Annotated in this window: 11 protein-coding genes, 1 pseudogene and 1 riboswitch; of the genes and pseudogenes, 6 read left to right on the forward strand and 6 right to left on the reverse strand. The window is 73.2% G+C overall.

All coding sequences use genetic code 11. From position 1 onward, the window contains the following. The first annotated feature begins 2 nt into the window (after positions 1–2). Both AC0VX4_RS01580 and AC0VX4_RS01585 read left to right on the forward strand, forming a co-directional pair. Positions 3–1,997, forward strand: coding sequence for an FMN-binding glutamate synthase family protein (locus AC0VX4_RS01580; RefSeq protein ID WP_475464486.1), 1,995 nt, complete (start codon positions 3–5; stop codon positions 1,995–1,997). 130 nt (positions 1,998–2,127) lie between these two features. After that, positions 2,128–2,427, forward strand: a complete 300-nt coding sequence (locus AC0VX4_RS01585; protein ID WP_060774867.1) for a hypothetical protein — start codon at positions 2,128–2,130, stop codon at positions 2,425–2,427. A gap of 204 nt (positions 2,428–2,631) precedes the next feature. Here AC0VX4_RS01585 and AC0VX4_RS01590 read toward each other — a convergent pair whose 3' ends face one another. Both AC0VX4_RS01590 and AC0VX4_RS01595 read right to left on the reverse strand, forming a co-directional pair. Next, complete coding sequence (locus AC0VX4_RS01590; RefSeq protein WP_002855790.1) at positions 2,632–2,835, reverse strand: cold-shock protein; 204 nt, start codon at positions 2,833–2,835, stop codon at positions 2,632–2,634. Between the two features lie 238 nt (positions 2,836–3,073). Further along, on the reverse strand, positions 3,074–3,598 hold the full coding sequence (locus tag AC0VX4_RS01595) for a flavin reductase family protein (RefSeq protein WP_002855792.1): 525 nt from the start codon (positions 3,596–3,598) through the stop codon (positions 3,074–3,076). A gap of 73 nt (positions 3,599–3,671) precedes the next feature. Next, positions 3,672–3,791: riboswitch (SAM riboswitch) on the reverse strand. A gap of 401 nt (positions 3,792–4,192) precedes the next feature. Here AC0VX4_RS01595 and AC0VX4_RS01600 point away from each other — a divergent pair. Beyond that, positions 4,193–4,594 carry a hypothetical protein gene (locus AC0VX4_RS01600; protein WP_002855796.1) on the forward strand — a complete coding sequence of 134 codons (402 nt, stop codon included), beginning with the start codon at positions 4,193–4,195 and terminating at the stop codon, positions 4,592–4,594. A gap of 76 nt (positions 4,595–4,670) precedes the next feature. Here the strand turns inward: AC0VX4_RS01600 and AC0VX4_RS01605 are convergent, their stop codons facing one another. Together AC0VX4_RS01605 and hisD are read right to left on the reverse strand one after the other, a co-directional pair. Further along, on the reverse strand, positions 4,671–5,039 hold the full coding sequence (locus AC0VX4_RS01605; RefSeq protein WP_002855797.1) for an RNA-binding S4 domain-containing protein: 369 nt from the start codon (positions 5,037–5,039) through the stop codon (positions 4,671–4,673). 10 nt (positions 5,040–5,049) lie between these two features. Then, positions 5,050–6,366: a histidinol dehydrogenase gene (gene hisD / locus AC0VX4_RS01610; protein WP_144824385.1), complete on the reverse strand. Its 1,317-nt coding sequence runs from the start codon at positions 6,364–6,366 to the stop codon at positions 5,050–5,052. 506 nt (positions 6,367–6,872) lie between these two features. Here hisD and AC0VX4_RS01615 point away from each other — a divergent pair. Together AC0VX4_RS01615 and AC0VX4_RS01620 are read left to right on the forward strand one after the other, a co-directional pair. Beyond that, positions 6,873–7,298: pseudogene (locus tag AC0VX4_RS01615) on the forward strand (mechanosensitive ion channel family protein); the annotation flags it as partial. A 190-nt stretch (positions 7,299–7,488) separates the two neighbouring features. Further along, positions 7,489–8,076, forward strand: coding sequence for a hypothetical protein (locus tag AC0VX4_RS01620; protein ID WP_475464487.1), 588 nt, complete (start codon positions 7,489–7,491; stop codon positions 8,074–8,076). A gap of 16 nt (positions 8,077–8,092) precedes the next feature. On the opposite strand, the gene AC0VX4_RS01625 is transcribed toward AC0VX4_RS01620, so the two are convergent. Further along, complete coding sequence (locus AC0VX4_RS01625) at positions 8,093–8,629, reverse strand: universal stress protein (RefSeq protein WP_002855803.1); 537 nt, start codon at positions 8,627–8,629, stop codon at positions 8,093–8,095. Positions 8,630–8,702: 73 nt separating this feature from the next. Beyond that, on the reverse strand, positions 8,703–9,518 hold the full coding sequence (locus tag AC0VX4_RS01630; RefSeq protein ID WP_049161175.1) for an MBL fold metallo-hydrolase: 816 nt from the start codon (positions 9,516–9,518) through the stop codon (positions 8,703–8,705). Between the two features lie 12 nt (positions 9,519–9,530). Between AC0VX4_RS01630 and AC0VX4_RS01635 the strand changes: the two genes are divergently transcribed. Then, positions 9,531–10,682, forward strand: coding sequence for a glutathione S-transferase family protein (locus AC0VX4_RS01635; protein WP_475464488.1), 1,152 nt, complete (start codon positions 9,531–9,533; stop codon positions 10,680–10,682). The last annotated feature ends 11 nt before the right edge of the window (positions 10,683–10,693 follow it).

The following is a 10,693-nucleotide window of genomic DNA, read 5'->3' on the forward strand; positions in this document are numbered from 1 at the left end:
GGGTGAACAACAGACTCCTGATCGTCGCGACCCTCTCGCTGGCCGCGCTCGTCGTCGTGCTGGTGGCCGCCATCGGCGGCGGCGCGTGGTGGGTGCTGGCGGTCCTCCTGGTGGCGCTGCTCGTGCTCGCCGTGTGGGACATGACCCAGAAGCGGCACGCGATCCTCCGCAACTACCCCGTGCTCGGCCACATGCGGTACCTGCTGGAGTCGATCCGCCCCGAGATCCAGCAGTACTTCATCGAGCGCAACTTCGACGGCAAGCCGTTCGACCGGGACACCCGCTCGATCGTCTACGCCCGTGCGAAGGGACTGGACAGCCACAAGGCGTTCGGCACCGAGCGGGACACCGCGGAGATCGGCTACGAGTTCCTGTTGCACTCCACCGCCCCGGTCAACCCGCCGGAGGAGCCCCCCACGGTGCGGATCGGCGGCCCGGACTGCCGCCGGCCCGTGGACATCTCGCTGATGAACATCTCCTCCATGTCCTTCGGCTCCCTCTCCGCCAACGCCGTGACCGCCATGAACAAGGGCGCCGGCCTGGGCGGGTTCATCCACGAGACCGGCGAGGGCGGCCTCACCAAGTACCACCGCGGCAACGGCGCGGACCTGTTCTGGGAGATCGGCTCCGGCTACTTCGGCTGCCGCAACGAGGACGGCACCTTCAGCCCGGAGAAGTTCGCCGAGAAGGCGCTGCTGCCGGAGGTCAAGGGCATCACCATCAAGATCTCCCAGGGCGCGAAGCCCGGCCTGGGCGGCATGCTGCCCAAGGAGAAGATCTCCCCCGAGATCGCCGAGGCCCGCGAGATCCCGATGGACAGAGACTGCCTCTCCCCGGCGTCCCACTCCGCGTTCCACACCCCGCGCGAGATGGTCAGGTTCATCGAGCAGCTCCGCGAGCTCTCGGACGGCAAGCCGATCGGCATCAAGTTCTGCGTGGGCTCCCGCGTGGACGTGCTGGCCATGACCAAGGCCATCTGGGAGGAGCGGATCGCCCCCGACTTCATCATCGTGGACGGCTCCGAGGGCGGCACCGGCGCCGCCCCGCTCGAGTACTCGGACCGCGTGGGCACCCCGCTGACCGAGGGCCTCATGCTCGTGCACAACGCCCTCGTGGGCACCGGCCTGCGCCACATGATCAAGCTCGGCGCGGCCGGCAAGGTCGCCACCGGTTCGGACATCGTCAAGCGTCTGATCCAGGGCGCGGACTTCACCATGTCCGCCCGCGCGATGATGATGGCCACCGGGTGCATCCAGGCGCAGAAGTGCCACACGAACGAGTGCCCCGTGGGGGTGGCCACGCAGGACCCGCGTCTGATGCGCGCCCTCGACGTGGAGGACAAGGGCAACCGCGTCTTCAACTACCACCGCCTGACCGTGCGCGAGGCCGTGCAGATCATGGCGTCCATGGGTCTGACGCATCCGTCCCAGCTGAACACCCGCATGCTGCGCCGCCGCGTGGACCACCTGAGCACCCGCTCGTACGCGTCCATCTACCACTGGCTGCGCACGGACGAGCTGCTCAACGACCCGCCCGCGGGCTGGGCCATGGACTGGGAGGAGGCGGACGCAGACCACTTCGGCGAGCACGCCCGCGTGGACTACCTCACCGAGCGTGACCCCGAGTGGCGCTCCGAGCTGCTGATCCCGGGCCGCGAGGCGGGCGGCGCCCCCGTGCAGGGCTCGCCCATCTCCGGGACGGGCTCCACGCTGGTCGACGCCCGGCGGGCCGAGTCCGTGCCGCTGACCACGTCGCCCATGCCGCGCGTCAGCGCGTTGGGTGAGGGCGAGTCGCTGTGCACGCACGGCGGCCGTGGTCGGGCCCCGCAGGGCCCGGCACCCGCCGCCACCGCCGGCGAGACGCCCACCGACGAGAACGAGGGCCTGCCGGCGGAGGCCGGCGAGCGGCCCGAGCGCCAGGACGGCGCGGAGGTAACCCAGCGGGGGACCACCGGCCGCGTGGAGGGTGAGCACCGTGGGGAGGGCCGCGTCGGCTGACCTGTCCCCGCCCGGCTGACCCTATGTGGCCGACGCCCTGCGACATCACCGCCGTTCTGACCGGCGGTGATGTCGCAGGGCGTCGGTCGTCTCGGCGGGGCAGCCCGGGCGCCCGGGCTAGCCTGGGGCCGTGACCCCTCCCGCCCCCGCCGCGCGCCGCCCCTCCGCGGCCCTGCTGTGGGTGCTGCTGGCGGCGATGGGCGCCGGGCCCCTGTTCAACTACGGCGTCTCCGCCTCCGCCACGGTCGTGATGGAGCGGCTCGACGTCACCTCGGGCCAGCTCGGCACCGTGATGACGGTCGTGTTCGCGGCGGCCGCCGTCGCGGGTGACTACCGGGCCGGCTTCGCCGTCGTCGCGGGCGGGTATCTGCTCGCCCTGGGCGTGGTGCTGCTGCTGGGTCGCCACGTGGGCCGGCGGGGCGCGGCCTGACGCGCAGGGCCAGGATCAGACCCACCGCAGAGGACCGCGCTTCAGCGACATCACCGCAGTGCTGCCCTGCGGTGATGTCGCAGCGCCGCGGTCGAACGGGCGTGCGGCGGAGTGCGGGGGTGTGCGGGGCGCACGGAAGCGCACACGACGACGCCCCCGGTCCGTGCGGACCGGGGGCGTCGGAAGCCGTGCGTCAGGCGAAGATCAGAGCTTCGTCACGTTGGCGGCCTGGAGGCCCTTGGGGCCGTCCTGGGTCTCGAACTCGACGCGGTCGTTCTCCTGGAGCTCCTTGAAGCCCGAGCCCTGGATGGCGGAGAAGTGCACGAACACGTCCGCGGAGTTGTCCTCGGGGGCGATGAAGCCGTAGCCCTTCTCAGCGTTGAACCACTTGACAGTACCGACAGCCATGATGGTGTCCTTTCGATGCGCCCCCGCGGTGCGGTGGCGGTGTTGGACCGCGGCCCGGATGTGGAACGCGGGTGAAGCGGCGAGACTGAACCGCTTGCCCAACACTCATCGACGCCGGCGAGGCCGGGCTGACGAGCAGTGAAGATGGCGGGATACAGCTTGATCAACTTCGGGCTCCATCATTGCACGGATCTCGCCGACCGGGAACCAGGGGCCCGATTGTTCACCTGGAGTTCGCTCAGAGCGCGCGCAGGCCGTGGAAGAGATTGCGGTGCAGGGCGGCCGGGGGAGCGGCGTCCGTGTGATCCGCGAAGGCCGTCACCTCCAGCAGCACCACCGTGTGGTCGCCCGCCGGGACCTCGGCGTGCACCCGCGTCTCGAGCCAGAGCGAGGAGCCCCCGATCAGCAGGGCGTCGTGCGGGCTGTGGTGCACGTCGAGACCGGCGAAGCGGTCGCCCTCGCGGGAGGCCAGCTGACGGCACAGCGGCGTCTGGTCCGCTGCGAGCAGGGAGACGCCGATCGCCCCGGCCCGGCGCAGGCGCGGCCAGGTGCGGGAGCTGTTCTGCGCGGAGAAGGACACGAGGGCCGGCTCCCAGGAGATGCCCACGCCGAAGGAGGAGGACACCATCACCTCGGGGGTGTCGTCGGCGAGGCCCGCCAGCGCGACGACCCCGGTGGGGAAGGCCGAGAGGCCGGAGCGGAGGTTGCCGAGGGACAGGTCGGTGTCCCACGCGGCGGTGTGGGGTTCGTGGGTCAGGGTCATGGCGCGCGTCCTCTTCCGATGACTGACGCGGCTCCGCAGACGGCGGGAACGCGGATCGCCCGGATCCGCAGAGGCGCGGTACTTGCCCGTCGGGGTGTCCGAGGGGCCGAATCATCACCTGGAGCACCCCACTACTGCGTGAGAGGGTTGCCGTCCCGCCGGCCAGGGCCGTGAATGACGGGAACTCGTGATTCTGGGGACCAGCCTACGGACGGGTCCGTGGGGCGGTCAAAGCACGGCGGTCGCCCGGCGTCATGCGAGCTCCTCCGATGTGACGCTTGACACACCGGGCATCCCCGGCCAGGATCGAGTCACTCGAGGGGGGAGGCTCGAGATCGCGGCCCGCGGCCCCCGCAGACGGTTCGCCGAGAGGGATCAGATCATGCGGATGGACATCACGACGAGGCGTGCGGCATTGTCGGCCGCCGTGTCCCCGCCGCTCTCCTCAGTACCGCCATTTCGGGATGCTCCGCTTCCCAGAGCAGCGTCTCCTCCAGCGCGACTGGTGCGTCCAGCCCTTCGGTGGCACCGTCTTCCCCTGCCCGTGCCACGGCGCCGGTCCCGTCCGACACCACGTGGGCCGACGAGGGGCCGGTGCCGCTTCCGGACGAGCTCTTCCAGGACGGCGGCATGACTCTGAGTGAGTACAGCACGTCGGATCAGCCCGGGACGCAGTACATCGACACGGCGTCCGAAACCGTCGTCAAGGAGGGGGTCGGCACGGGGGAGTATCAGGTGACCCTGGACGATGCGCGCCGTGGGGAGCGCTATCGCGTGCAGCTCGTGTGCCCGTCCGATGCGACGGGGAAGAGCGACGTGTACGTCTCCGACTCGCCCACGTCGAAGGGGCAGTGGCAGGCGGGGTCCGAGGCCATGTGCGGTGACTGGTCGGCAGGCCTGCCTCCCCGCCAGAAGGACGGGCCTTTCACCGTCACGGTGCAGGTGGAGAACGATCGCCCGTTCCGGGTGGCCGTCACGAAACTTCTCGGCGGATGACGGCGCGGGCGTCGGCCCACCGTCGGCTCCGGCGGTGGCCCGCCCGGGCCGTTCGGATCGGGGAGGACTGAGACGCTCAGCGTCTGTCGCGGCCGCGCAGCGCGTCCAGCTGCCGGCGGTCCCGCTTGGTGGGCCGGCCCGCGCCGCGCTCGCGGTACGGCACGGCGAGCAGTTCACGCGGCACGGGCGGCGGGGAGTGGTCCACGTACTGCTGCCGGGCCACGGGGGCGCCCACCCGCTTGGCGATCAGCCCGGTGACCTCGAGGATCCGCTCACGTCCGTCCTGGCGCACCCGCACCCGGTTCCCGACGACGACGGGCGTCGCCGCCTTCACGGGCTCGCCGTCGATGCGCACGTGGCCCGCGCGCACGGCCGCCGTGGCCGCCGACCGGGTCTTGTACAGCCGCACGGCCCACAGCCACGCGTCGATGCGGACGCCGCTCACTCCCGCTCCCTCACGCGAAGCGGGCGCGGATCGCGGCGCCGTGCGCGGGCAGGCGCTCGTCCTCGGCCAGCACGCCGATCCCGTCCGCGACCTCCTTGAGCCCGGTCTCCGTGTAGCGGATGCGCTGCTGCAGGCGCAGGAACGTCACGGTGTTCAGACCCGACGAGAAACGGGCCGTCCCGGAGGTGGGGAGCACGTGGTTGGACCCGGCCGAGTAGTCGCCCAGCGGCACGGGGGCGTGCGGGCCCACGAACACGGCGCCGGCGTTGCGGAGGCGCCCCACGAGGGCCTCGGGGTCGCGGGTCTGGATCTCGAGGTGCTCGGTGGCGTACCGGTCGGAGACCTCCACGGCCTGGTCCATGTCCCGCACCAGCAGCACGCCGGACTGCGGTCCGGTGAGCGCCTCACGCAGCTGCTCCTCGTGGAGCTGCCCGGGCACCTGCGCCTCGATCGCCGCCTGCACGTCCCGGAGCAGGTCCTCGGAGTCCGTGATGAGCACGGAGGCGGCCAGCGGGTCGTGCTCGGCCTGGCTGATCAGGTCCGCGGCCACCCAGTCGGCGCGGGCGGTGCCGTCGGCGATCACGGCGATCTCGCTGGGCCCGGCCTCGGCGTCTACGCCGATCACGCCCTGCAGCGCGCGCTTCGCGGCGGCCACGTACACGTTGCCGGGCCCCGTCACCAGGTCGACGGGCGCGCAGAGCCACCCGCCGTCGTCGTCCTTCACGCCGTGCGCCAGCATGGCGACGGCCTGGGCGCCGCCGGCCGCGTAGACCTCGTCCACGCCCAGCAGGGCGCACGCGGCGAGCACGGTGGGGTGGGGCAGGCCGCCGTGGTCCCGCTGCGGGGGCGAGGTCACCGCGAGGCTCCCGACGCCGGCCGCCTGCGCGGGCACCACGTTCATCACCACCGAGGAGGGGTACACGGCGCGGCCGCCGGGCACGTAGAGGCCCACACGGCCCACGGGGAGCCAGTGGTTCTCGACGACGGCGCCCTCGCCGAGCTCGACCGTCGAGTCCTGGGGGTGCTGGGCGGCGTGCACGAGCCGGGCCCGGCGGATCGACTCCTCCAGCGCCGCGCGCACCTGCGGGTCGAGCCCGGTCAGGGCGGCCTCGAGCGCCTCCGCGGGCACGCGCAGGGCCGGCGGGCGGACGCCGTCGAACCGCTCGGCCAGCTCCAGCAGGGTCTGCTCGCCGCCGTGGCGGACCTGCTCGAGGATCGGGGCGACCACCGGCACCACGGAGGACACGTCCACGTTCGCCCGCGGGATGATGCGGGACAGGTCCGCGGTGGCGGTGTCGAGCGGGCGCAGGTCGGTGACGGAGAGCACGGATTCCTCCAGAGGGGCGGCGGCGGGGCGGCGGGACGGGGCGCGACGACGGCCGGGCCCGGACCGCGCGGACGGTCAGGCTCCATTGTGCTCTTCTCCGGGGTGCGTCCGGGGGCGGGTGTCAGACTGTCGTCATGGTCCTCCCCGCCCTGTCTGCCCTCGCGCCCCCGCCCCTGCTGACCGCCCTGGACCGCCTGTTGGCGGGCGAGACCGTGCCGTCCGGGGTGGAGGGGGACTTCCAGGACGGGGCGGCCGCCACCACGCGGGCCTTCGGCGTGGAGTGGGGGACGTTGCTGACCGTGCTGATGGCGTTCGCGGTCGGCGCGGCGGTCGTGTACCTGGCCCTGCAGGTGGCACGCGTCGTGCTCGTGCGCCGCCCCGCGTTCCAGCACGGCGCCGCGCGGCTGAGCCTGCCGGCCGCCGTCGCCGCCGGCCTGCTGGCCTCCCGGATCTGGCTCGGGGTCATGGCCGAGGAGCAGACCTGGTACCGGCCGGCGTCGTTCCTGATGCTTATCGCCGTGGCCGCCGCAGGCGCGTGGGCCGCGTGGCGCCTGGTCGGCGTGATCGAGGCGGGGATCCTCGGCCGCTACCAGGAGACCGGCGTCGAGCACCGCCGCGAGCGACGCATCCGCACGCAGACCATCCTGATCCGGCGCATCCTCAACGCGGTGATCGTGGTGGTGGCCGTCGCCGTGGTCCTGCTGGGGGTGCCCGAGGTGCGCTCGCTCGGGGCCGGCCTGCTCGCCTCCGCCGGTGTGATCTCCGTGATCGCCGGCCTGGCCGTGCAGTCCACGCTGACCAACGTGTTCGCCGGCTTCCAGCTCGCCTTCACGGACGCGATCCGGGTGGGCGACGTGGTGGACATGGAGGGCGTGTTCGGCACCGTCGAGGAGATCACCCTGTCCAACGTGGTGCTCAAGCTCTGGGACGGTCGCCGCATGGTCTACCCGTCCTCGCACTTCACCACCCAGCCGTTCGAGAACTGGACGCGGGTGGGCTCCGAGGTCTCCGGCGTCGTGGAGCTGGACGTGGACTGGCGCGTCCCCATGGACGCGCTGCGCGCGACTCACCCAGCTGCTCGAGTCCACGGACCTGTGGGACGGACGCGAGCACGCGCTGCAGGTGACCGACGCGACCGGCGGGGTCGTGCGCATCCGCGCCGTGGTCTCCGCCCGCAACTCCGGCGACCTCTGGGACCTGCGCTGCCTCGTGCGCGAGGACCTCGTGACCTTCCTGCGCCACGAGCACCCCGAGGGCATCGTGGTGCAGCGCATGGTGGACGGGCACCCCGCCCACGACGACGCGGCCCCCGCCTCCGAGGGCTCCGACGCGGGGGCCCGCGATGGCGACCCGACGGGTCAGCCGGGCCCGGACCGCTCCGGGGTGGCGGCCCGCGAGCCGCGTCCGCGCACCGCGCCGCTGCCGCGCGTCGACGGCGCCGATCTGCGCCCGGACACCCTCACCACGCCGCTGACCCGCGTGGGCGACCACTCCGGTCTGTACACCGGCTCGATGACGGCGGTGCAGCGCAACCGCGAACTCGCCGGCCCGGGCGAGGAGGCGTTCGCCGAGCGGCGCGCCCAGCAGGCCAAGCAGGCGGCGGAGGCCGCGGCGGCGGACGAGGCCGGACGGCGCAGCGGCGCCGGCTCCCACGCGGACGGCCTCCTCGACGACGCCGTCACCCGCCGCCGTCAGGACGACGAGGACTGAGGCCCGGCGGGAGCGCTCAGCGCTCGAGCGTCGGGTCCCCGGGGTCGACGGGCGTGAGCCGACGCCGCTCGGCCATCGGCTCGGACGCGGGCAGGCCGTGGGCGGCCGGGTCCGTCTCGGCCACGTGGCTCACGGCCTCGGGCGTGTGGTCCCCGTACTGCCGGTACTCCTTCACGCACAGCACGGGCTGATCGATCTCCTGCAGCAGCTCGTCCGAGACCGATCCCATGACGAACCGGCCGAAGCCGCCGCGGCGGCGCACGCCGATGACCACGATGGACGGGTCCAGCTCCGCGGCCACGTCCTTCATCTCCTCCACCGTGGATCGGCCGCGCGCGTACTGGCGGAACTCGGCCGTCACGCCGGAGGCGTCCAACCGGGCCTGCACGCCGCGCTGCTGCTCCTCCGTGACGAGGGACTTGGTGCGGTGCTCGCCGCCGGGGCCGGCATTGACCACCACCACGCGCTCGCCGGTGGAGCGGGCGATGTCCAGGGCGGTGTCCAGCGCAGCGTCCGCGGCCTTCGAGGGGGCGTAGCCGACGAGGATGGTCATGGGGTGCCTCCGCGGGGTCGAGGGGTCGGGTCTGAGGTCAGCGTAGTGCGGGCCGGGCCCGCGGCGGAGGGGCTCAGCCCTCGCGCAGGTGGCGCAGGTGCGCGGCCACCGTCTGGACGGCCACGCGGGCCACGGTGCCGGTGAGGCCGGGGTAGATGCGCGGGGCCAGGTCCTCGGGCGTGATCGTCGCCGCCTCGGTCTCGGGCAACGCGGCCAGGGCGGTGCGAATCTGCTCCAGGCGGCCCTCGCGGTGGTGCCGGTAGTCGCGGGCGACGACGTCCAGCGGCTCCGGCACGGGCCCGTGCGCGGGCAGCACCGTGAGCGGGCCCGCCGCCTCGAGGCGGCGCAGGCTGGCCAGGTAGTCGGTGAGGGTGCCGTCCGGGTGGTCGAGCATGGTGGTGCCCGAGCCGAGGATGGTGTCGCCCGTGATGACCGCGCCGTGCGCGCCCGAGTCCGGGACGGCGAACGAGTAGGAGTCCGAGGTGTGGCCCGGGGTGTGCCACGCCAGCACCGGGGTGCCGGCGACGTCGATCCGTTCGTCCGGCGTCAGGACGGCGGCCCCGCCGCGGCACCAGTCCGGGTCCGCGGCACGCACGGGGGCGCCCGTGGCCGCGTGGAACGCGTCCACCCCGCCGGTGTGGTCGGCGTGCCGGTGCGTCACCAGGATGAGCGCGATCCGGCGCCCCTCGGCCGCCGCACGGACGCGCTCGAGGTGGGCGGCGACGTCGTCCTCCGGGCCCGGGTCCACCACGACGGCCGCGTCCGAGTCCGGTGCGGCGACCACGTACGTGTTGGTGCCCGCGAGGGTCATCGGGGAGGGGTTCTGGGCGGTCACGCAGCGCACCAGCGGGGCGGGCGTGAGGCCGGGCGTGGCGGTGGTCGTCGTCATACGCTCGAGTGTATGGAGAACCAGCAGACCGGCCAGGCCGCGGACCGCGGCACCATCGACACGCGCGAGGGGCTCACGGGCAACTACGTGCAGTCCGGGGCGGAGTTCACGCGGGACACGAACTACATCGCGGACCGGATCGTGGCGGACCCGGAGGCCGTGCGGGCCCTGCCCGCGGCCGAGCCGTCCACGGTCGGCCGCGTGGGCGGCGGGCTCACCGAGGGGGCCGAGGCGTGGCCCGTCGAGGCGGGCCGCTACCGGCTCGTGGCGGCGCGGGCGTGCCCGTGGGCGAACCGGACGATCATCGTGCGGCGCCTGCTCGGCCTGGAGGACGCGATCTCGCTGGGCACCCCGGGGCCGACCCACGACGAGCGCTCCTGGACCTTCGACCTCGACGAGGGCGGGAAGGACCCCGTGCTCGGCACCGAGCGGATCCAGGAGAACTACTTCACGCGGTTCCCCGACTACCCGCGGGGCATCACGGTGCCGGCGATCGTCGACGTGCCGACGGGCGGCGTCGTGACCAACGACTACCCGCAGATCACCCTCGACCTCTCGACGGAGTGGGCCGCGTTCCACCGCGACGGCGCCCCGCAGCTGATCCCCGACGCCGGGCCGGAGCGGGACGAGATGTTCGAGGTGATCGAGCGCGTGTTCACCGAGGTGAACAACGGCGTGTACCGGTGCGGCTTCGCGGGCTCGCAGGAGGCGTATGACGCCGCGTACGAGCGGCTGTGGGCCGCGATGGACTGGCTCGAGGAGCGCCTGACGACGCGGCGCTTCCTGATGGGGGAGCGGATCACCGAGGCCGACGTGCGGCTGTTCACCACGCTGGTGCGGTTCGACCCCGTGTACCACGGGCACTTCAAGTGCAACCGGAACAAGCTGGCCGAGATGCCGGCGCTGTGGGGCTACGCGCGGGACCTGTTCCAGACCCCGGGCTTCGGGGACACGATCGACTTCGCCCAGATCAAGGAGCACTACTACGTGGTGCACGAGGACATCAACCCGACGGGCATCGTGCCCGCCGGTCCGGAGCTGGCGAGCTGGCTGAGCGAGCACGGGCGTGAGGCGTTCGGCGGGGACCCGTGGGGCGGCGGCACCGCGCCCGGGCCCGTGCGCGAGGGCGAGCGCGTGGACCCGGAGCACACGCCGCTGCGGTGAGGTCGCTCGGC

It is taken from the genome of Micrococcus sp. 63XJN7_8_ISO-PGPR-S23-253 (assembly GCF_056173425.1).